Genomic DNA, 20,437 nt, shown 5'->3' with positions numbered 1-20,437 from the left:
TTTGCCTGGCGGAGATAGCGCGGTGGTCCCACCTGACCCCATGCCGAACTCAGAAGTGAAACGCCGTAGCGCCGATGGTAGTGTGGGGCCTCCCCATGCGAGAGTAGGGAACTGCCAGGCATCAAATTTAGCAGTAAGCCGGTCATAAAACTGGTGGTTGTAAAAGAATTCGGTGGAGCGGTAGTTCAGTCGGTTAGAATACCTGCCTGTCACGCAGGGGGTCGCGGGTTCGAGTCCCGTCCGTTCCGCCACCCTAATTAGGGGCGTAGTTCAATTGGTAGAGCACCGGTCTCCAAAACCGGGTGTTGGGAGTTCGAGTCTCTCCGCCCCTGCCAGAAATCATCCTTAGCGAAAGCTAAGGATTTTTTTTATCTGTAATAAACTCATCCAAAGTAAAACCTTCTTCCGGCATCCTTGCCAGCTATTTTAATTAATACACATCATCCAGAACGTTAATTTTCAATAGATCGCGAATCAACGCGTGTTTATCACTATTTTGCAGCCATATAGCATAGAGAGGACGTGAAAGCGTTGTGCTGTCGACAACAGTATGCAATCCGCCTTTTTTGCGAGCCCAACTTACTGGTAGCCAGGTACAACAATTAAGCATTGCAATCTGTTGCTGTGCCAGTTCGGCAGAACTGGTTGTCAGGATTGGAACTTCATCAGCACCGATTAAACCGGCCTCATGTTGTTGAAAATCTGGCCCCCATTCCAGTCGCAGATAGTTAAGATCTCCTTTTAATTTAGAAGGGGTGCTGGCATAAAGTGCCAAAGTAAAATGCCCCAGCAACTGGCTACTAAACTCGTCCATTTTGGGTGCTTCAGTGGTAATAAGAAGATCAAGCTGACGTTCATGCAGTTGTTTTACCAGTGACTGCCGTTGGGCGATCCGCGCTTCGAACTGCAACCCTGTGTGGGCATCCTGATTTTGATACAAACGTCCCAGCCACTGATTAAGCATACATTCCCACAACGAGGCGCTGGCACCGATGGAGAACTCATTATGTCGTGAGGTATGTGCCACTTCCTTACGTGCGGCCTGCCAGGTACTCATGAGCGTTTCTGCATAAGGCAGGAGCTTTTCTCCTGCAGCGGTCAGACGGATATTATTCCTGTGGCGGGTGAAAAGGTTCACACCCAGTTGATTTTCCAGTTGCCTGATCCGAAAACTCACAGCTGATTGGGTCAGATAGAGCGATTCAGCCGCTCGACCAAAGTGACGTGTTCGGCTAACTTCCAGGAAAGTTTTTAACAATTCCGTATCCACAGTGCTCTCCGCAAAATTATTTGTCGTTATGATTTAAATGTTTTGTTTTACACTCTGTCAAGCGTAACTAATACTCCGCGCCATAACTAGCTCGGTCAAAGAATTAGGAGCGTGCAGGATGGCGGAAAGCTTTACGACGACTAATCGATATTTCGACAATAAACATTATCCACGTGGGTTCTCTCGTCATGGTGATTTCACCATCAAAGAGGCACAACTGCTTGAACGTCATGGTTATGCCTTCAATGAGCTGGATCTCGGTAAACGCGAGCCGGTGACCGAAGAAGAGAAACTCTTCGTAGCAGTATGCCGTGGCGAACGTGAGCCAGTGACAGAAGCAGAACGCGTGTGGTCTAAATATATGACGCGTATCAAGCGTCCAAAACGTTTTCACACTCTTTCCGGCGGTAAACCGCAGGTCGAAGGTGCTGAAGACTACACCGATTCCGACGATTAATAAAAAAGGGCGAAATGCCCTTTTTTTATGCCAGTAGTTTTTGCAAATGGATTAACAAGCGGTCGATAGCTCGATAGCTAACCGCCTCCTGCAGATGCGGGCGTGTGATGGTCTCAGACTGATCAATATCCGCAATGGTTCTTGATACTTTCAGTAACCGCTGCCAGGCACGAATAGATAATCCCAGATGGATCAGCGTTTCTTCCAGCCACTGTGCGTCTTCACTCTCAAGCTTGCAGAATTGTCGTATTTCTGGGCTATCCAGCCAGGCATTCAGTTTATTCTGCCGCTTAAATTGGCGCTCTCTGGCAGCTATTACGCGTTGTTTAACGGTGGCGCTGTTTTCCCCCAGAACTACCGCTTTACTCAGAATACCGGGCGGTGGGAGAGGGATCTCCAGTGAGAGATCAAAGCGGTCGAGAAAGGGACCTGAGAGTCGGTTGAGATAACGTAATGTTTGTTCTGGCGTACAGCGGTTATGGTTCCCCTGATAATGTCCGGTAGGGCTGGGATTCATCGCCGCGACAAGCTGGAAACGTGCCGGATAGGTTATTTTCGCTCGCGTGCGTGAAAGATGGATCTGGCCTGACTCTATGGGCTCCCGCAAGGCATCCAATGTACGCCGTTCAAATTCAGGTAGCTCATCAAGAAAAAGCACGCCGTTATGCGCCAGCGAGATTTCACCAGGCCCGGGAATTGCACCACCGCCAACCATCGCAGTTAACGACGCACTGTGATGTGGTGAACGGAACGGGCGTTGCCGCCACTGTTTTTGTACCGATTCGGCATTTACCAGACTTAATATCGCAGCACTCTCCAGTGCCTCTTCATTACTTAAATCTGGCAACAGACCATTAATACGGCTGGCGAGCATTGTTTTACCCGTTCCCGGCGGCCCAATCAGTAAAAGGTTGTGCCCGCCAGCGGCGGTAATTTCCAGCCCTCGCTTTCCTTGCTCCTGACCGACAACATCACTGAGATCATGTTGTAATACCCAGGATTCCGCATCTGTTGGTTTTGGGCGTTCGAGAGCATGTTTACCTTCCAGAAATGCACAGACCGCTTGTAGATGATCGGCTATCAGGCATCCTTCACCGTTAATTAGCCCTACTTCCGCTTCATTGTCTTTCGCGACGATAATCTTTCTGCCCGACTTAATAGCTTCAGTTGCACTGGAGATTGCGCCGGGAACGCCACGCAAAGCGCCTGTAAGCGCCAGTTCCCCAACTAATTCATATTCATCCAACTTATTGGCTGTAAGCTGTTCAGAGGCAGCCAGCAACGCAATGGCGATAGGTAAATCATATCTTCCACCTTCTTTCGGTAGATCGGCAGGCGCAAGATTTATGGTGATTTTTTTCGACGGATATTCATATCCGCTATTGATAATGGCGCTACGCACGCGATCGCGTGCTTCTTTTACCGTTGTTTCTGGTAAGCCCACCATCGTTAATCCGGGTAGACCTTTACTGATATGTACCTCAACAGTGATCGGCGGAGCGTTTACTCCCAGCGCGGCACGGGTATGAACAATTGACAGTGACATAAGTCCTCCTTAAGTCACCATTATGAACATAAGAGATCGCTGCTGTAGCCTGCTAAATTGTGTTATTTGGCGGTAGATTCCTGTTTATTTATGCAAAGTGATTTGAGTTGTATTAGCGATGGATTAACGCTCGCAAAAATGAGGCGTGCAAGAATTAGTCTTTAAGAAAGGGCAAGAATTATACGGAAATTGAATTTTTTTCATTCACTATTTTTTATATAAAAAAACAATGGTTTTTATAGAAATTATTATATTTGTCATAAAAAGCGACCAAAAAATATCTTGTGCCATTCGCAAAATCTATGGTAACTCTTTAGGTATTCCTTCGAACAAGATGCAAGAAAAGACAAAATGACAGCCCTTCTACGAGTGATTAGCCTGGTCGTGATTAGCGTGGTGGTGATTATTATCCCACCGTGCGGGGCTGCACTTGGACGAGGAAAGGCTTAGAGATCAAGCCTTAACGAACTAAGACCCCCGCACCGAAAGGTCCGGGGGTTTTTTTTGACCTTAAAAACATAACCGAGAAGCAGACAATGAATAACAGCACAAAATTCTGTTTCTCAAGATTCAGGACGGGGAACTAACTATGAATGGCGCACAGTGGGTGGTACATGCGTTGCGGGCACAGGGGGTGAATACCGTTTTTGGTTATCCGGGTGGCGCAATTATGCCGGTTTATGATGCATTGTATGACGGCGGCGTGGAGCACTTGTTGTGCCGACATGAGCAAGGGGCGGCAATGGCAGCTATCGGCTATGCTCGTGCTACCGGCAAAACCGGTGTATGCATTGCCACGTCTGGCCCTGGTGCAACCAATCTGATCACCGGACTGGCGGATGCGCTGTTAGATTCTGTTCCGGTTGTTGCCATCACCGGTCAGGTGTCCGCACCGTTTATCGGCACCGACGCATTTCAGGAAGTGGATGTACTGGGATTGTCGTTAGCCTGTACCAAACACAGCTTCCTGGTGCAGTCGCTGGAAGAATTACCACGCATCATGGCGGAAGCGTTTGATGTCGCCAGCTCAGGTCGTCCCGGCCCGGTTCTGGTTGATATCCCAAAAGATATTCAGTTAGCCAGTGGCGATCTGGAACCGTGGTTCACCACCGTTGAAAACGGAGTGACTTTTCCACATGCAGAAGTTGAGCAAGCGCGACAGATGCTGACTAAAGCGCAAAAGCCGATGTTGTATGTCGGCGGCGGTGTCGGTATGGCGCAGGCTGTTCCTGCTCTGCGTGAGTTTCTCACGACCACAAAAATGCCTGTCACCTGTACGTTGAAAGGGCTGGGCGCAGTCGAGACGGATTATCCGTACTATCTGGGAATGTTGGGGATGCACGGCACCAAAGCGGCGAACTTCGCGGTACAGGAGTGTGATCTGCTGATCGCCGTGGGTGCACGTTTTGATGACCGGGTTACCGGCAAACTGAATACCTTCGCACCACATGCCTGCGTGATCCATATGGATATCGACCCAGCAGAAATGAACAAACTGCGTCAGGCGCATGTGGCATTACAGGGCGATTTGAATGCTTTGTTACCGGCATTACAGCAGTCGTTAAATATCAATGGCTGGCAGCAATATTGCGCACAACTGCGTGATGAACATGCCTGGCGCTACGATCACCCCGGAGAGGCTATCTACGCGCCGTTGTTGTTAAAACAACTGTCGGATCGTAAGGCTGCGGATTGTGTTGTGACCACGGATGTGGGACAGCATCAGATGTGGGCCGCGCAGCACATTGCCCATACTCGTCCGGAAAATTTCATCACATCCAGTGGGTTAGGCACCATGGGTTTCGGTTTACCAGCGGCGGTTGGCGCGCAAGTCGCGCGACCGAACGATACCGTTGTTTGTATCTCCGGTGACGGTTCTTTCATGATGAATGTGCAAGAGTTGGGCACCGTAAAACGCAAGCAATTACCGTTGAAAATCGTCTTACTCGATAACCAACGGTTAGGGATGGTTCGACAATGGCAGCAACTGTTTTTCCAGGAAAGATACAGCGAAACCACCCTTACCGATAACCCCGATTTCCTCATGTTAGCCAGAGCCTTCGGTATCCCTGGCCAACACATCACCCGTAAAGACCAGGTTGAAGCGGCACTCGACACCATGCTGAACAGTGATGGGCCATACCTGCTTCATGTCTCAATCGACGAACTTGAGAACGTCTGGCCACTGGTGCCGCCTGGTGCCAGTAATTCAGAAATGTTGGAGAAATTATCATGATGCAACATCAGGTTAATGTATCGGCTCGCTTCAATCCGGAAACCTTAGAACGTGTTTTACGCGTGGTGCGCCATCGTGGTTTCCATGTTTGCTCAATGAATATGGCCGCCGCCAGTGATGCACAAAATATAAATATCGAATTGACCGTTGCCAGCCCACGGTCGGTCGACTTACTGTTTAGTCAGTTAAATAAACTGGTGGACGTCGCACACGTTGCCATCTGCCAGAGCACAACAACATCACAACAAATCCGCGCCTGAGCGCAAAAGGAATATAAAAATGACCACGAAGAAAGCTGATTACATTTGGTTCAATGGGGAGATGGTTCGCTGGGAAGACGCGAAGGTGCATGTAATGTCGCACGCGCTGCACTATGGCACCTCGGTTTTTGAAGGTATCCGTTGCTACGACTCACATAAAGGACCGGTTGTATTCCGTCATCGTGAGCATATGCAGCGTCTGCATGACTCCGCAAAAATCTATCGCTTCCCGGTTTCACAGAGTATTGATGAGCTGATGGAAGCCTGCCGCGACGTAATCCGCAAAAATAATCTCACCAGTGCCTATATCCGTCCGCTGATTTTTGTCGGTGACGTTGGCATGGGCGTAAACCCGCCAGCGGGATACTCCACCGACGTGATTATCGCCGCTTTCCCGTGGGGAGCGTATCTGGGCGCAGAAGCGCTGGAGCAGGGGATTGATGCGATGGTTTCCTCCTGGAACCGCGCAGCACCAAACACCATCCCAACTGCGGCGAAAGCGGGTGGTAATTACCTCTCTTCCCTGCTGGTGGGTAGCGAAGCGCGCCGCCATGGCTATCAGGAAGGTATCGCGCTGGATGTGAATGGTTACATCTCTGAAGGTGCAGGCGAAAACCTGTTTGAAGTGAAAGAGGGCGTGCTGTTCACCCCGCCGTTTACCTCATCCGCATTACCGGGCATTACCCGTGACGCCATCATCAAACTGGCGAAAGAGCTGGGAATTGAAGTGCGTGAGCAAGTTCTGTCGCGCGAATCACTCTATCTGGCAGATGAAGTCTTTATGTCCGGTACTGCGGCTGAAATCACGCCAGTGCGCAGTGTAGACGGTATTCAGGTAGGCGAAGGTCGTTGTGGCCCGGTTACCAAACGTATTCAGCAAGCCTTCTTTGGCCTCTTCACCGGCGAAACCGAAGATAAATGGGGCTGGTTGGATCAAGTTAATCAATAAATACAAAAATGGGATGGCACGCACCGTCCCATTTATGAGACAGACACTGGGAGTAAATAAAGTATGCCTAAGTACCGTTCCGCCACCACCACTCATGGCCGTAATATGGCGGGGGCTCGTGCGCTGTGGCGCGCCACCGGAATGACCGACGCCGATTTTGGCAAACCGATTATCGCGGTTGTGAACTCGTTCACCCAATTTGTACCGGGCCACGTCCATCTGCGCGATCTCGGTAAACTGGTCGCTGAACAAATTGAAGCGGCTGGCGGTGTTGCCAAAGAGTTCAACACCATTGCGGTGGATGATGGGATCGCCATGGGCCACGGGGGCATGCTTTATTCACTGCCATCTCGCGAACTGATCGCTGATTCCGTTGAGTATATGGTGAACGCCCACTGCGCCGACGCGATGGTCTGTATCTCCAACTGCGACAAAATCACCCCAGGGATGCTGATGGCCTCCCTACGCCTGAATATTCCGGTGATCTTTGTTTCCGGTGGTCCGATGGAGGCCGGAAAAACCAAACTGTCCGATCAGATCATCAAACTTGATCTGGTTGATGCGATGATCCAGGGGGCAGATCCGAAAGTCTCTGACTCCCAGAGCGATCAGGTTGAGCGTTCAGCCTGCCCAACTTGCGGCTCCTGCTCCGGGATGTTCACCGCCAACTCGATGAACTGCCTGACCGAAGCGCTGGGCTTGTCGCAGCCGGGTAACGGCTCACTGCTGGCAACCCACGCTGACCGTAAGCAATTGTTCCTTAACGCCGGTAAACGCATTGTCGAGCTGACCAAACGTTACTACGAGCAAAACGATGAAAGCGCCCTGCCGCGTAATATTGCCAGCAAAGCGGCATTTGAAAACGCCATGACGCTGGATATCGCGATGGGCGGTTCCACTAACACCGTTCTCCATCTGCTGGCAGCGGCGCAGGAAGCAGAAATCGATTTCACGATGAGTGATATCGATAAACTTTCACGCAAAGTCCCGCAGTTGTGCAAAGTTGCGCCGAGCACTCAGAAATACCATATGGAAGATGTTCACCGTGCTGGTGGCGTTATCGGTATCCTCGGGGAACTGGATCGCGCGGGATTACTGAATCGCAATGTGAAAAACGTGCTCGGTCTGACGTTGCCGCAAACGCTGGAACACTACGACGTCATGTTGACCCAGGATGATGCGGTAAAAAATATGTTTCGTGCAGGCCCGGCGGGTATCCGTACCACCCAGGCGTTCTCGCAGGATTGCCGTTGGGACTCCCTCGATGACGACCGTGCTAACGGTTGTATCCGCTCACTGGAACACGCCTACAGCCAGGACGGTGGTCTGGCTGTACTTTACGGTAACTTCGCGGAAAACGGCTGTATTGTTAAAACCGCGGGCGTCGATGACAGCATCCTGAAATTTACCGGTCCGGCGAAAGTGTATGAAAGTCAGGACGACGCGGTAGAAGCGATCCTCGGTGGCAAAGTTGTGGCAGGCGACGTAGTCGTGATCCGCTACGAAGGGCCGAAAGGCGGTCCGGGGATGCAAGAAATGCTCTACCCAACCAGCTTCCTGAAATCGATGGGCCTCGGTAAAGCCTGTGCACTGATCACCGACGGTCGCTTCTCTGGCGGCACCTCTGGCCTTTCCATCGGTCACGTCTCACCGGAAGCGGCAAGTGGCGGCAGCATTGGCCTGATTGAAGACGGTGACCTGATCGCCATCGACATTCCGAACCGCAGCATTCAGTTACAAGTAAGTGATGCAGAACTGGCGGCACGTCGTGAAGCGCAGGAAGCCCGTGGTGATAAAGCCTGGACGCCGAAAAACCGTGAACGTCAGGTCTCCTTTGCTCTGCGCGCTTACGCCAGCCTGGCGACCAGTGCCGACAAAGGTGCGGTACGCGATAAATCGAAACTGGGGGGTTAATAATGGCAGACTCACTACCCCTGTCTGGCGCACCGGAAGGCGCTGAGTATTTACGGGCGGTGCTACGCGCGCCGGTCTATGAAGCGGCGCAGGTCACGCCGCTGCAGAAAATGGAAAAACTCTCGTCGCGTCTTGATAACGTCATTCTGGTAAAGCGCGAAGACCGCCAGCCAGTGCACAGCTTTAAGCTGCGCGGCGCATACGCCATGATGGCGGGCCTGACGGAAGAACAGAAAGCGCACGGCGTGATCACTGCTTCTGCGGGTAACCACGCGCAGGGCGTTGCGTTCTCCTCCGCACGATTAGGCGTGAAGGCGCTAATCGTCATGCCAACCGCCACCGCTGATATCAAAGTTGATGCGGTACGCGGCTTCGGCGGCGAAGTGTTGCTTCACGGTGCGAACTTCGATGAAGCAAAAGCCAAAGCGATTGAACTGTCGCAGCAGCAGGGCTTCACCTGGGTTCCGCCATTTGATCATCCGATGGTGATTGCCGGACAGGGCACGCTGGCGCTGGAATTGCTCCAGCAGGACGCCCATCTTGATCGCGTATTTGTGCCGGTCGGCGGCGGCGGTCTGGCGGCGGGTGTGGCGGTGCTGATCAAACAACTGATGCCGCAAATCAAAGTGATAGCCGTGGAAGCGGAAGATTCAGCCTGCCTGAAAGCGGCGCTGGATGCAGGTCATCCTGTTGACCTGCCGCGCGTAGGTTTGTTTGCTGAGGGGGTCGCGGTCAAGCGCATTGGTGACGAAACGTTCCGTCTGTGTCAGGAGTATCTCGACGACATCATCACCGTTGATAGCGATGCCATCTGTGCGGCGATGAAAGACCTGTTCGAAGATGTGCGCGCGGTGGCGGAGCCGTCTGGCGCGTTGGCGCTGGCGGGAATGAAAAAATATATCGCCCAGCACAACATTCGTGGTGAGCGCCTGGCGCATGTGCTCTCGGGAGCTAACGTCAATTTCCACGGCCTGCGCTACGTCTCGGAACGTTGCGAACTGGGTGAACAGCGCGAAGCATTGCTGGCGGTGACCATTCCGGAAGAAAAAGGCAGTTTCCTTAAATTTTGCCAGCTACTCGGTGGGCGCTCGGTCACAGAGTTCAACTATCGCTTTGCAGATGCCAAAAATGCCTGCATTTTTGTCGGCGTGCGCTTAAGCCGCGGCCTTGAGGAGCGCAAAGAAATTTTGCAGATGCTCAACGAAGGCGGCTACAGCGTGGTTGATCTCTCCGATGACGAAATGGCGAAGCTACATGTGCGCTATATGGTCGGCGGGCGTCCATCGCATCCGTTGCAGGAACGCCTCTACAGCTTCGAATTCCCGGAATCACCGGGCGCGCTGCTGCGCTTTCTTAACACGCTGGGTACGCACTGGAATATCTCTTTGTTCCACTATCGCAGTCATGGCACCGACTACGGGCGCGTACTGGCGGCGTTCGAACTTGGCGACCATGAACCGGATTTCGAAACCCGGCTGAATGAGCTGGGCTACGATTGTCACGACGAAACCAATAACCCGGCGTTCAGGTTCTTTTTGGCGGGTTAGGGAAAAATGCCTGATGGCGCTTCGCTTATCAGGCCTACCCACGCGTCAACGTTATTTGTGGTTGGGTAAAATCTTCCAGAACGCCTCAATCAGCGGCTCATGTAGCCGCTTTTTTTGTGCGCAAACGCCCAGTTCAAACGGTGTTTTCTCATCGCTGCGATCAAGAATCATCACACGGTTGCGTACAGGTTCAGGACTATTATCCAACACAACTTCCGGTAACAATGCCACGCCACAGCCTAGCGCCACCATCGATACCATCGCTTCATGCCCGCCGACCGTGGCGTAAATCATCGGGTTGCTGATTTTATTGCGTCGGAACCACAGTTCAATGCGGCGGCGCACTGGTCCCTGATCGGCCATGATAAACGGCACCGTCGACCAGTCCGGCTTCTCTACCGATACCTGATTACGAACCGGGCAGGGCAGCGCAGGTGCGATCAGCACTACCGCCAGATTCTCCAGCATCGAAAATGCCACTGCACCGGGTAACGTCTCTGGCTTACCGGCAATCGCCAAATCCGCTTCGCCGGTGACAACTTTTTCCATCGCATCCGCCGCATCACCGGTGGTGAGCTTGATCTCCACCGACGGGTGTTCCGCGCGGAAGCGATCAAGAATCGGCGGAAGATGGCTGTAAGCAGCGGTCACCGAGCAGAAAATATGTAACTCGCCAGAGAGCGACGGCCCTTGCTGGTCGATGGTGTGGCGCAGTTGCTGATATTGCAACAGCGTTTGCTGGGCGAAAACACGCAGCTCTTCGCCCGCTTCGGTCAGCGTTACCGTCCGGTTATCGCGTATAAATAGCGGTTGGCCGAGATCTTCTTCCAGGCGCTGAATCTGCCGTGAAAGTGTCGATGGGCTGACGTGCATCGCCCGCGCGCTGCGCCCAAAATGACGGCTTTCCGCCAGATGTAGAAACATTTTCAGATCGCGTAAATCCACAGGCACAGCCCTCGATTTTGACGTTGCAGAAATTGCAATATGACGTTGTGAATATATCAATTTCCGCAATAAGTTTCCTGACATATAGTGAATTTAATCTCGCAAACGCGAACCGAACAATAAGAAGCACAACATCATGAGGAATCACCATGGCTAACTACTTCAATACACTGAATCTGCGCCAGCAACTGGCGCAGTTGGGTAAATGTCGCTTTATGGGCCGCGAAGAATTCGCTGACGGCGCGAGCTACCTTCAGGGTAAAAAAGTGGTCATCGTCGGTTGTGGTGCACAGGGCCTGAACCAGGGCCTGAACATGCGTGATTCTGGTCTGGACATCTCTTATGCCCTGCGTAAAGAGGCGATCGCTGAGAAACGCGCTTCCTGGCGTAAAGCGACCGAAAACGGTTTTAAAGTCGGCACTTACGAAGAGCTGATCCCGCAGGCGGATTTGGTGGTTAACCTGACGCCGGATAAGCAGCACTCCGACGTAGTGCGTTCTGTTCAGCCGCTGATGAAAGACGGTGCGGCGCTGGGTTACTCCCACGGCTTCAACATCGTAGAAGTGGGTGAGCAGATCCGTAAAGACATCACTGTGGTGATGGTTGCACCGAAATGCCCGGGCACTGAAGTGCGTGAAGAGTACAAACGTGGGTTTGGCGTACCGACGCTGATTGCCGTTCACCCGGAAAACGATCCGAAAGGCGAAGGTATGGCGATTGCCAAAGCCTGGGCTGCGGCTACCGGTGGTCACCGTGCGGGCGTGCTGGAATCCTCCTTCGTTGCGGAAGTGAAATCTGACCTGATGGGCGAACAAACCATACTGTGCGGTATGTTGCAGGCTGGTTCTCTGCTGTGCTTCGACAAGCTGGTGGAAGAAGGCACCGACCCGGCATATGCAGAAAAACTGATTCAGTTCGGTTGGGAAACCATCACCGAAGCTCTGAAGCAGGGTGGCATCACCCTGATGATGGACAGGCTCTCTAACCCGGCAAAACTGCGTGCTTATGCGCTCTCTGAACAACTGAAAGAGATCATGGCACCGCTGTTCCAGAAACATATGGACGACATCATCTCCGGCGAATTCTCCTCCGGCATGATGGCTGACTGGGCCAATGATGATAAGAAACTGCTGACCTGGCGTGAAGAGACCGGCAAAACCGCGTTCGAAACCGCGCCGCAGTTTGAAGGCAAAATCGGTGAGCAGGAGTACTTCGATAAAGGCGTACTGATGATCGCGATGGTAAAAGCAGGCGTTGAACTGGCGTTCGAAACCATGGTTGATTCCGGCATCATTGAAGAGTCGGCTTACTACGAATCACTGCACGAACTGCCGCTGATTGCCAACACCATCGCCCGTAAGCGTCTGTACGAAATGAACGTCGTTATCTCTGATACCGCCGAGTATGGTAACTACTTGTTCTCTTACGCCTGCGTGCCGCTGCTGAAACCGTTTATGGCAGAGCTGCAACCGGGCGACCTGGGTAAAGCTATTCCGGAAGGTGCCGTTGATAACGCGCAACTGCGTGATGTGAATGAAGCCATTCGCAGCCATGCTATCGAGCAGGTAGGTAAGAAACTGCGTGGCTATATGACGGATATGAAACGTATTGCGGTTGCAGGCTAAGCGGCTACATACGGTGCCGGATGGCGGCGTAAACGCCTTATCCGGCCTACAAAAAGTGCACGTTCTGTAGGCCTGATAAGCGCAGCGCCATCAGGCAAAAACCCGGTGTTCAAATGCACCGGTTTTTTTGTTAGTTACGGTACAGCACCTTAATGATGTGATAGCCGAACTGGGTGTGCAGCGGGCCGGTTGGCTCCAGTACCGGACAAGAGAAAACCACTTTATCGAATGCCGGAACCATCTGACCCTGGCGGAACTCACCTAAATCACCGCCGCGTTTGCCTGACGGGCAAATGGAGTGCTTCTTCGCCAGCTTGCCGAAATCAGCGCCGTTCTTAATCTGTTCCAGAAGTTCCAGAGCCAGTTTCTCTTCTTTTACAAGGACATGCAGTGCTGCTGCCGTTTTTGCCATGATCGTGCCTTGAGTGGTATGGATGAGGCTGGCTATACTACCACGCTGTTATTTTCCCCTCCCGACTTTCATTGAGCGATTTTTCTATGCGTCTAAACCCCGGCCAACAACAAGCTGTCGAATTCGTTACCGGCCCCTGCCTGGTGCTGGCGGGCGCGGGTTCCGGTAAAACTCGTGTTATCACCAATAAAATCGCCCATCTGATCCGCGGTTGCGGTTACCAGGCGCGACATATTGCAGCGGTGACCTTTACCAATAAGGCGGCACGCGAGATGAAAGAGCGTGTTGGGCAGACGCTGGGGCGCAAAGAGGCGCGTGGGTTGATGATCTCCACCTTCCATACATTAGGGCTGGATATCATCAAGCGCGAATATGCGGCGCTGGGAATGAAAGCGAACTTTTCGCTGTTTGACGATACCGATCAGATGGCGTTGCTCAAAGAGCTGACCGAGGGTCTGATTGAAGATGACAAAGTTCTCCTGCAACAGTTGATTTCGACCATCTCTAACTGGAAGAACGATCTGAAAACTCCGGCGCAGGCGGCGGCAGAGGCAAAGGGCGAGCGGGATCGTATTTTTGCCCATTGTTATGGACTGTATGATGCGCACCTGAAAGCGTGCAACGTTCTCGACTTCGATGACCTGATTTTGCTGCCAACGTTGTTGTTGCAACGCAATGAAGAAGTACGCGAACGCTGGCAGAACAAAATTCGCTACCTGCTGGTGGATGAGTATCAGGACACCAACACCAGCCAGTATGAACTGGTGAAACTGCTGGTGGGTAGCCGCGCGCGCTTTACCGTGGTGGGCGATGACGATCAGTCAATCTACTCATGGCGTGGTGCCCGTCCGCAAAATCTGGTGCTGTTGAGCCAGGATTTCCCGGCGTTGAAGGTGATTAAGCTGGAGCAGAACTACCGCTCTTCCGGACGTATTCTGAAAGCGGCCAACATCCTTATCGCTAATAACCCGCACGTCTTTGAAAAGCGCCTGTTCTCCGAACTGGGCTACGGCGCGGAGCTAAAAGTATTAAGCGCGAATAATGAAGAACATGAAGCCGAGCGCGTTACTGGCGAGCTGATTGCGCATCACTTCGTCAATAAAACACAGTACAAAGATTACGCCATTCTCTATCGCGGTAATCATCAGTCGCGAGTGTTTGAAAAATTCCTGATGCAAAACCGCATCCCGTACAAAATTTCCGGCGGTACTTCATTCTTCTCCCGCCCGGAAATCAAGGATTTGCTGGCTTATCTGCGTGTGCTGACTAACCCGGACGATGACAGTGCGTTCCTGCGTATCGTCAACACGCCGAAACGAGAGATTGGCCCGGCAACGCTGAAAAAGCTGGGCGAGTGGGCGATGACCCGCAATAAAAGTATGTTTACCGCCAGTTTTGATATGGGATTGAGTCAAACACTGAGTGGGCGTGGTTATGAAGCGTTGACTCGCTTTACTCATTGGCTGGCGGAAATCCAGCGTCTGGCGGAGCGGGAGCCGATTGCTGCGGTGCGCGATCTGATCCACGGCATGGATTATGAATCCTGGCTGTACGAAACATCGCCCAGCCCGAAAGCCGCCGAAATGCGCATGAAGAACGTCAACCAACTGTTTAGCTGGATGACGGAGATGCTGGAAGGCAGCGAACTGGATGAGCCGATGACGTTAACCCAGGTGGTGACGCGCTTTACTCTGCGCGACATGATGGAGCGAGGTGAAAGCGAGGAAGAACTGGATCAGGTGCAACTGATGACTCTCCACGCATCGAAAGGGCTGGAGTTTCCCTATGTTTTCATGGTCGGTATGGAAGAAGGATTTTTACCGCACCAGAGCAGCATCGATGAAGACAATATTGATGAGGAGCGGCGGCTGGCCTATGTAGGGATCACCCGCGCCCAGAAGGAATTGACCTTTACGCTGTGTAAAGAGCGTCGTCAGTACGGTGAACTGGTGCGCCCGGAGCCGAGTCGCTTCCTGTTAGAGTTACCGCAGGATGATCTGATTTGGGAGCAGGAGCGCAAAGTGGTCAGCGCGGAAGAACGGATGCAGAAAGGGCAAAGCCATCTGGCAAATCTGAAAGCGATGATGGCAGCAAAACGAGGGAAATAGTTAAGGGGCACGGAATTATCGCCGGACAGGATGCGTTAGCATCGCATCCGGCACATTACTCGTTAATATACTTCCAGCGGCCAATGAACATAACTCTGCCATTGGCTTTCTTGCTCGATAATCTCTTTACCCAGCGGATGTTGGGCTAACCACCCTTGCGGCAGCGTCAAGGTCAACTGTTCATGGCTGGCCTGTAATTGAATCTTCGGCACTAAATCGTCACGGCGACGGCTGGCAAAAATGATGGCCAGGCGCAGTAAACGACAGAGTTGTTCCGCAACGCGCGGCGGGACGGCATTTTGTTGATGCAGCGATGAGAGATCGACCGGATTAGTTTGGTTGAGCAACAGCGTCGCCAGCAGTTTTTTCTGCGCGGGAGTAAAACCGGGAAGATCCAGGTTTCGCACCAGATAAGCAGCATGTTGCGGCGCTTGTTTGAAATCAACGCTCAGGCCAATTTCATGAAGTTGACAGGCACTGATTAGCAAATCGCGGCTAATTGCTTCAAGATGCCATGCATTTTCCACCTGATCGAAGAAGTTAGCCGCAACGCTGGCTACGCGCTGTGCCTGATCAATATCGATCATAAAGCGGCGCTGAATATTACGCAGCGTACGGCTGCGAATATCCTGCTCGACGGCCAGATGTAACATGCCGTAAACCAGGCCTTCACGCAGTGCGCCGCCAGCCAGCGTCATACACTGAATATTCAGTTCGGTAAAAATGGCTATCAGGATCGCCAGACCACTCGGGAATACTAACGCGCGTTCCAGCGTCAGCCCGTCGATCTCCAGCTCCTCCAGCCGACCGCAATGAATGGCGCGCTGTTTCAGTTGTTGCAACTTTTCCAGGGTAATGCGTTCATCCATTCCCTGCGCCATCATGATTTCTTGCAAGGCCTGCACGGTTCCGGAAGCGCCAACGCACACTTTCCAGCCGTGATAACGCAATTCATCGGCAACCGGACGTAACACTTCGCGTGCCGCTTTTTCTGCGGCATCAAAATTTTCCTGCCCCAGATTACGATCGGCAAAATAGCGTTCCAGCCAGGTGACGCAGCCCATCGACAGACTGAACAGAGAGGTGGTTTGTGCACCCGTGCCGGTTACCAGTTCAGTACTGGCTCCCCCGATATCCACCACCAGGCGCTGATCGGCTCCACCGGTAGTGTGAGCAACGCCCTGATAAATCAGACGAGCTTCCTCTTCACCGCTGATCACCTGCACCGGACAACCAAGAATTTCCTGCGCTTTGGCAATAAAATCACCAGCGTTGACAGCAAGACGTAACGTCGCCGTAGCAACAACGCGAATTTGCGAAGGAGGGATATCTTGCAGACGTTCAGCAAACAGGCGCAGGCATTGCCAGCCGCGCTCCATTGCTTCATTAGACAGGGCATTTTCGCTGTTCAGACCAGCAGCCAGACGTACTTTGCGTTTAATTCGCGTCAGCGTCTGGATACTACCAGCCACCTCGCGCACAACCAGCATATGAAAACTATTCGAACCGAGATCAATGGCTGCATAAAGCGACGAGGTGGAACTCATACTCTTCATCCTTCAATCTGTCTCTGCGTTGGCTGTGTTCTTTCACCCGAATCACTTACTACAGTAAGCTCATCGGGATTCATTCTCTTGCCATCTTGATGCAGTTTGAATGATTTTGAGTATGACATTATTTATTTAACCTGAACGACGACGATTACGTGGAGCGCCTGTACGACGCGGACCGTTGCCTGTGCGCGGGCGCGTCAAGCGTAGCGGTTTTGGCAGATCGGTCATCAATGCATCCGGATTGTATTTGCTTACCGGAATAGAATGACCAATATAGGTCTCAATGGCAGGCAAATTCAATGCATACTCTTCACACGCCAGGCTGATGGAATGACCACTTGCACCAGCGCGGCCAGTACGGCCGATACGGTGAACGTAATCTTCACAGTCATCGGGTAAATCGTAGTTAAAGACGTGGGTTACGGCCGGAATATGCAAACCACGTGCGGCTACGTCGGTAGCAACCAGAATATCCAGATCGCCACGGGTAAATTCATCAAGAATACGCAGACGTTTTTTCTGCGCCACATCGCCCGTCAACAGCCCGACACGATGACCATCTGCCGCCAGGTGACCCCAGATCTCTTCGCAACGATGTTTGGTGTTGGCGAAAATAATCGCTCTGTCTGGCCACTCTTCTTCGATCAGCGTTTGCAGCAAACGCATTTTTTCTTCGTTAGAAGGGTAGAAAAGCTCTTCTTTAATGCGGTGGCCCGTTTTCTGTTCCGGTTCCACTTCGATGTATTCGGCGTTATTCATCTGCTCGAACGCCAGTTCACGTACCCGGTACGAAAGCGTGGCGGAGAACAGCATGTTGAGGCGCTGATTTGCTGGCGGCATACGGCGAAACAGCCAGCGAATATCTTTAATAAAGCCCAGATCGTACATACGATCGGCTTCGTCCAGCACCACGACCTGAATAGCGCCAAGGTTAATGTGATTCTGTTTGGCGTAGTCGATTAAACGACCCGTGGTGCCAATCAGGATGTCAACGCCGCTTTCCAGCACTTTTAGCTGTTTGTCGTAGCCGTCGCCGCCATAAGCCAGGCCCAGCTTCAGACCGGTAGCTTGCGCCAGCGGCTCCGCGTCGGCGTGGATCTGCACGGCAAGTTCACGCGTCGGTGCCATAATTAAGGCACGTGGCTGGTTCACCTTGCGATCGGCAATGGTGGGATGAGAGAGAAGGTAATGAAACGTTGACGTCAGGAACGCCATCGTTTTCCCAGTACCGGTTTGCGCCTGCCCGGCTACGTCACGACCTTCCAGCGTTAGCGGAAGGGCCAGTGCCTGAATGGGCGTACAGTTATGAAACCCTTTTTTTTCAAGGGCTTCTACAACTTTCGGATGCAGGGCGAAGTCGGAAAACTTCTGTTCTGTTAAATGTGTTTTGCTCATAGTGTGATAGAATATCAGCTTACTATTGCTTTACGAAAGCGTATCCGGTGAAATAAAGTCAACCTTTAGTTGGTTAATGTTACACCAACAACGAAACCAACACGCCAGGCTTATTCCTGTGGAGTTATATATGAGCGATAAAATTATTCACCTGACTGACGACAGTTTTGATACGGATGTACTCAAAGCGGACGGGGCGATCCTCGTCGATTTCTGGGCAGAGTGGTGCGGTCCGTGCAAAATGATCGCCCCGATTCTGGATGAAATCGCTGACGAATATCAGGGTAAACTGACCGTTGCAAAACTGAACATCGATCAAAACCCTGGCACTGCGCCGAAATATGGCATCCGTGGTATCCCGACTCTGTTGCTGTTCAAAAACGGTGAAGTCGCGGCAACCAAAGTGGGTGCACTGTCCAAAGGTCAGTTGAAAGAGTTCCTCGACGCCAACCTGGCATAAGGGAACGTCATGTTCGGGTGCCCCGTCGCTAAAAACTGGACGCCCGGCGTGAGCCATGCTAACTTAATGTTGACTTCGTATTAAACTTACCTTATTAAGTTTGAATCTTGTAATATCCAACGCTTCCCGTTTTTATCTAATGCGAAGTGAACAGATTTCTGGTTTGTCACTCAATCCGTCTTGTCGTTTCAGTTCTGCGTACTCTCCTGTGACCAGACAGCGAAAAGACATGAGTCGATGACCGTAAACAGGCATGGATGATCCTGCCATACCATTCACAACATTAAGTTCGAGATTTACCCCAAGTTTAAGAACTCACACCACTATGAATCTTACCGAATTAAAGAATACGCCGGTTTCTGAGCTGATCACTCTCGGCGAAAATATGGGGCTGGAAAATCTGGCCCGTATGCGTAAGCAGGACATTATTTTTGCCATCCTGAAGCAGCACGCAAAGAGTGGCGAAGATATCTTTGGTGATGGCGTACTGGAGATATTGCAGGATGGATTTGGTTTCCTCCGTTCCGCAGACAGCTCCTACCTCGCCGGTCCTGATGACATCTACGTTTCTCCCAGCCAAATCCGCCGTTTCAACCTCCGCACTGGTGATACCATCTCTGGTAAGATTCGCCCGCCGAAAGAAGGTGAACGCTATTTTGCGCTGCTGAAAGTTAATGAAGTTAACTTCGACAAACCTGAAAACGCTCGCAACAAAATCCTCTTTGAGAACTTAACCCCGCTGCACGCAAACTCTCGTCTGCGTATGGAACGTGGTAACGGTTCTACTGAAGATTTGACCGCACGCGTGCTGGATCTGGCTTCACCAATCGGGCGTGGCCAACGTGGTCTGATTGTGGCACCGCCGAAAGCGGGTAAAACCATGCTGCTGCAGAACATCGCCCAGAGCATTGCTTACAACCACCCAGACTGTGTGCTGATGGTTCTGCTGATCGACGAACGTCCGGAAGAAGTAACCGAGATGCAGCGTCTGGTTAAAGGTGAAGTTGTCGCTTCTACCTTCGACGAACCGGCATCTCGCCACGTTCAGGTTGCGGAAATGGTGATCGAGAAGGCAAAACGCCTGGTTGAGCACAAGAAAGACGTTATCATTCTGCTCGACTCCATCACCCGTCTGGCGCGCGCCTACAACACTGTTGTTCCTGCGTCTGGTAAAGTGCTGACCGGTGGTGTGGATGCTAACGCACTGCACCGTCCGAAACGCTTCTTCGGTGCGGCGCGTAACGTAGAAGAGGGCGGCAGCCTGACCATCATCGCGACGGCGTTGATCGACACCGGTTCCAAAATGGACGAAGTTATCTACGAAGAGTTTAAAGGTACAGGTAACATGGAACTGCACCTTTCTCGTAAGATCGCAGAAAAACGCGTCTTCCCGGCTATCGACTACAACCGTTCCGGTACGCGTAAAGAAGAGTTGCTCACCACTCAGGAAGAGCTACAGAAAATGTGGATCCTGCGCAAAATCATTCACCCGATGGGCGAAATCGATGCAATGGAATTCCTCATTAATAAACTGGCAATGACCAAGACCAATGACGATTTCTTCGATATGATGAAACGTTCATAAATTTGTCTTATGCCAAAAACGCCACGTGTTTACGTGGCGTTTTGCTTTTATATCTGTAATCTTAGCGGCATGCCTGTGATAGTGGGAAAATTCCTGGTTATTGCGGGTATTTTATACAATTTTTATGGTGAATGATTAATTTTTGCACAGGGCTGATAGGTTCAGAAAGGAGTTT

19 protein-coding genes, 2 tRNA genes and 1 rRNA gene are annotated in these 20,437 nt (G+C 51.9%); 16 read left to right on the top strand and 6 right to left on the bottom strand.

What is annotated here, in order from left to right; all coding sequences use genetic code 11:
* The first annotated feature begins 4 nt into the window (after positions 1-4).
* The 3 genes from rrf (at position 5) to C0K55_RS18600 (ending at position 335) form a co-directional block, all read left to right on the top strand.
* Positions 5-120: ribosomal RNA gene (gene rrf, locus C0K55_RS18610) — 5S ribosomal RNA — on the top strand.
* A gap of 54 nt (positions 121-174) precedes the next feature.
* A tRNA-Asp gene (locus tag C0K55_RS18605) sits at positions 175-251 on the top strand.
* 8 nt (positions 252-259) lie between these two features.
* A tRNA-Trp gene (locus tag C0K55_RS18600) sits at positions 260-335 on the top strand.
* Positions 336-430: 95 nt separating this feature from the next.
* Here C0K55_RS18600 and hdfR read toward each other — a convergent pair.
* Complete coding sequence (gene hdfR, locus C0K55_RS26370) at positions 431-1,270, bottom strand: HTH-type transcriptional regulator HdfR (protein ID WP_000379233.1); 840 nt, start codon at positions 1,268-1,270, stop codon at positions 431-433.
* Positions 1,271-1,388: 118 nt separating this feature from the next.
* On the opposite strand from hdfR, the gene maoP reads away from it, so the two are divergent.
* Positions 1,389-1,727 carry a macrodomain Ori organization protein MaoP gene (gene maoP, locus C0K55_RS18590; RefSeq protein ID WP_000841001.1) on the top strand — a complete coding sequence of 113 codons (339 nt, stop codon included), beginning with the start codon at positions 1,389-1,391 and terminating at the stop codon, positions 1,725-1,727.
* Between the two features lie 25 nt (positions 1,728-1,752).
* Here the strand turns inward: maoP and C0K55_RS18585 are convergent, their stop codons facing one another.
* Positions 1,753-3,273 (bottom strand): YifB family Mg chelatase-like AAA ATPase, encoded by a 1,521-nt coding sequence (locus C0K55_RS18585; protein WP_000059010.1) that lies wholly within the window; start codon positions 3,271-3,273, stop codon positions 1,753-1,755.
* 351 nt (positions 3,274-3,624) lie between these two features.
* Between C0K55_RS18585 and ilvL the strand changes: the two genes are divergently transcribed.
* From ilvL to ilvA, 7 genes are all read left to right on the top strand, one after another.
* On the top strand, positions 3,625-3,723 hold the full coding sequence (gene ilvL, locus C0K55_RS18580) for an ilv operon leader peptide (RefSeq protein WP_001311244.1): 99 nt from the start codon (positions 3,625-3,627) through the stop codon (positions 3,721-3,723).
* 86 nt (positions 3,724-3,809) lie between these two features.
* Positions 3,810-3,860, top strand: a complete 51-nt coding sequence (gene ilvX / locus C0K55_RS18575) for a peptide IlvX (protein WP_001387183.1) — start codon at positions 3,810-3,812, stop codon at positions 3,858-3,860.
* Positions 3,861-3,862: 2 nt separating this feature from the next.
* Positions 3,863-5,509 (top strand): acetolactate synthase 2 catalytic subunit, encoded by a 1,647-nt coding sequence (gene ilvG / locus C0K55_RS18570; RefSeq protein ID WP_105266694.1) that lies wholly within the window; start codon positions 3,863-3,865, stop codon positions 5,507-5,509.
* Entirely contained in the window at positions 5,506-5,769 is a 264-nt protein-coding gene (gene ilvM, locus C0K55_RS18565) for an acetolactate synthase 2 small subunit (RefSeq protein ID WP_000983255.1), read from the top strand. The genes ilvG and ilvM overlap by 4 nt, the downstream gene beginning before the upstream one ends.
* 19 nt (positions 5,770-5,788) lie before the next feature.
* Positions 5,789-6,718 carry a branched-chain-amino-acid transaminase gene (gene ilvE, locus C0K55_RS18560; protein WP_001517411.1) on the top strand — a complete coding sequence of 310 codons (930 nt, stop codon included), beginning with the start codon at positions 5,789-5,791 and terminating at the stop codon, positions 6,716-6,718.
* A gap of 63 nt (positions 6,719-6,781) precedes the next feature.
* Positions 6,782-8,632: a dihydroxy-acid dehydratase gene (ilvD, locus tag C0K55_RS18555; protein WP_001127407.1), complete on the top strand. Its 1,851-nt coding sequence runs from the start codon at positions 6,782-6,784 to the stop codon at positions 8,630-8,632.
* A gap of 2 nt (positions 8,633-8,634) precedes the next feature.
* Positions 8,635-10,179, top strand: coding sequence for a threonine ammonia-lyase, biosynthetic (ilvA, locus tag C0K55_RS18550; protein ID WP_000785507.1), 1,545 nt, complete (start codon positions 8,635-8,637; stop codon positions 10,177-10,179).
* A gap of 51 nt (positions 10,180-10,230) precedes the next feature.
* On the opposite strand, the gene ilvY is transcribed toward ilvA, so the two are convergent.
* Positions 10,231-11,124: an HTH-type transcriptional activator IlvY gene (gene ilvY / locus C0K55_RS18545; RefSeq protein ID WP_000365754.1), complete on the bottom strand. Its 894-nt coding sequence runs from the start codon at positions 11,122-11,124 to the stop codon at positions 10,231-10,233.
* Positions 11,125-11,273: 149 nt separating this feature from the next.
* Here ilvY and ilvC point away from each other — a divergent pair, with 149 nt between their 5' ends.
* Positions 11,274-12,749, top strand: a complete 1,476-nt coding sequence (gene ilvC / locus C0K55_RS18540) for a ketol-acid reductoisomerase (protein ID WP_001517409.1) — start codon at positions 11,274-11,276, stop codon at positions 12,747-12,749.
* Positions 12,750-12,879: 130 nt separating this feature from the next.
* On the opposite strand, the gene ppiC is transcribed toward ilvC, so the two are convergent.
* The gene (gene ppiC / locus C0K55_RS18535) at positions 12,880-13,161 is read right to left on the bottom strand and encodes a peptidylprolyl isomerase PpiC (RefSeq protein ID WP_105266695.1); all 282 of its coding nucleotides are present in this window, start codon (positions 13,159-13,161) and stop codon (positions 12,880-12,882) included.
* Between the two features lie 86 nt (positions 13,162-13,247).
* Here ppiC and rep point away from each other — a divergent pair, with 86 nt between their 5' ends.
* Positions 13,248-15,269, top strand: a complete 2,022-nt coding sequence (gene rep / locus C0K55_RS18530) for a DNA helicase Rep (protein ID WP_001238901.1) — start codon at positions 13,248-13,250, stop codon at positions 15,267-15,269.
* Between the two features lie 62 nt (positions 15,270-15,331).
* Here rep and gppA read toward each other — a convergent pair whose 3' ends face one another.
* The gene (gppA, locus tag C0K55_RS18525; protein ID WP_001517408.1) at positions 15,332-16,816 is read right to left on the bottom strand and encodes a guanosine-5'-triphosphate,3'-diphosphate diphosphatase; all 1,485 of its coding nucleotides are present in this window, start codon (positions 16,814-16,816) and stop codon (positions 15,332-15,334) included.
* A 135-nt stretch (positions 16,817-16,951) separates the two neighbouring features.
* Positions 16,952-18,217 (bottom strand): ATP-dependent RNA helicase RhlB, encoded by a 1,266-nt coding sequence (gene rhlB, locus C0K55_RS18515; RefSeq protein WP_000047512.1) that lies wholly within the window; start codon positions 18,215-18,217, stop codon positions 16,952-16,954.
* Between the two features lie 130 nt (positions 18,218-18,347).
* Here rhlB and trxA point away from each other — a divergent pair, with 130 nt between their 5' ends.
* The 3 genes from trxA (at position 18,348) to rho (ending at position 20,262) form a co-directional block, all read left to right on the top strand.
* Positions 18,348-18,677 (top strand): thioredoxin TrxA, encoded by a 330-nt coding sequence (trxA, locus tag C0K55_RS18510; RefSeq protein WP_001280776.1) that lies wholly within the window; start codon positions 18,348-18,350, stop codon positions 18,675-18,677.
* A gap of 139 nt (positions 18,678-18,816) precedes the next feature.
* A complete protein-coding gene (gene rhoL, locus C0K55_RS18505) occupies positions 18,817-18,918 on the top strand; it encodes a rho operon leader peptide RhoL (protein WP_001445787.1) in 102 nt (33 codons plus the stop codon).
* Between the two features lie 84 nt (positions 18,919-19,002).
* The gene (rho, locus tag C0K55_RS18500) at positions 19,003-20,262 is read left to right on the top strand and encodes a transcription termination factor Rho (protein ID WP_001517407.1); all 1,260 of its coding nucleotides are present in this window, start codon (positions 19,003-19,005) and stop codon (positions 20,260-20,262) included.
* Positions 20,263-20,437 lie beyond the last annotated feature (175 nt).

Source organism: Escherichia sp. MOD1-EC6098 (genome assembly GCF_002965865.1).
Classification (GTDB): Bacteria; Pseudomonadota; Gammaproteobacteria; order Enterobacterales; family Enterobacteriaceae; genus Escherichia; species Escherichia marmotae.
Note: the sequence above shows the minus strand (reverse complement) of the source record. Positions and strands in the feature narration are given on the sequence as shown.

Excerpts from the sequence above, each read along its gene's own strand:
- maoP (WP_000841001.1), top strand. The coding sequence starts at position 1,389 with ATGGCGGAAAGCTTTACGACGACTAATCGATATTTCGACAATAAACAT.
- C0K55_RS18585 (WP_000059010.1), bottom strand. The coding sequence starts at position 3,273 with ATGTCACTGTCAATTGTTCATACCCGTGCCGCGCTGGGAGTAAACGCT.
- ilvL (WP_001311244.1), top strand. The coding sequence starts at position 3,625 with ATGACAGCCCTTCTACGAGTGATTAGCCTGGTCGTGATTAGCGTGGTG.
- ilvG (WP_105266694.1), top strand. The coding sequence starts at position 3,863 with ATGAATGGCGCACAGTGGGTGGTACATGCGTTGCGGGCACAGGGGGTG.
- ilvM (WP_000983255.1), top strand. The coding sequence starts at position 5,506 with ATGATGCAACATCAGGTTAATGTATCGGCTCGCTTCAATCCGGAAACC.
- ilvE (WP_001517411.1), top strand. The coding sequence starts at position 5,789 with ATGACCACGAAGAAAGCTGATTACATTTGGTTCAATGGGGAGATGGTT.
- ilvD (WP_001127407.1), top strand. The coding sequence starts at position 6,782 with ATGCCTAAGTACCGTTCCGCCACCACCACTCATGGCCGTAATATGGCG.
- ilvA (WP_000785507.1), top strand. The coding sequence starts at position 8,635 with ATGGCAGACTCACTACCCCTGTCTGGCGCACCGGAAGGCGCTGAGTAT.
- ilvC (WP_001517409.1), top strand. The coding sequence starts at position 11,274 with ATGGCTAACTACTTCAATACACTGAATCTGCGCCAGCAACTGGCGCAG.
- ppiC (WP_105266695.1), bottom strand. The coding sequence starts at position 13,161 with ATGGCAAAAACGGCAGCAGCACTGCATGTCCTTGTAAAAGAAGAGAAA.
- rep (WP_001238901.1), top strand. The coding sequence starts at position 13,248 with ATGCGTCTAAACCCCGGCCAACAACAAGCTGTCGAATTCGTTACCGGC.
- gppA (WP_001517408.1), bottom strand. The coding sequence starts at position 16,816 with ATGAGTTCCACCTCGTCGCTTTATGCAGCCATTGATCTCGGTTCGAAT.
- rhlB (WP_000047512.1), bottom strand. The coding sequence starts at position 18,217 with ATGAGCAAAACACATTTAACAGAACAGAAGTTTTCCGACTTCGCCCTG.
- trxA (WP_001280776.1), top strand. The coding sequence starts at position 18,348 with ATGAGCGATAAAATTATTCACCTGACTGACGACAGTTTTGATACGGAT.
- rhoL (WP_001445787.1), top strand. The coding sequence starts at position 18,817 with ATGCGAAGTGAACAGATTTCTGGTTTGTCACTCAATCCGTCTTGTCGT.
- rho (WP_001517407.1), top strand. The coding sequence starts at position 19,003 with ATGAATCTTACCGAATTAAAGAATACGCCGGTTTCTGAGCTGATCACT.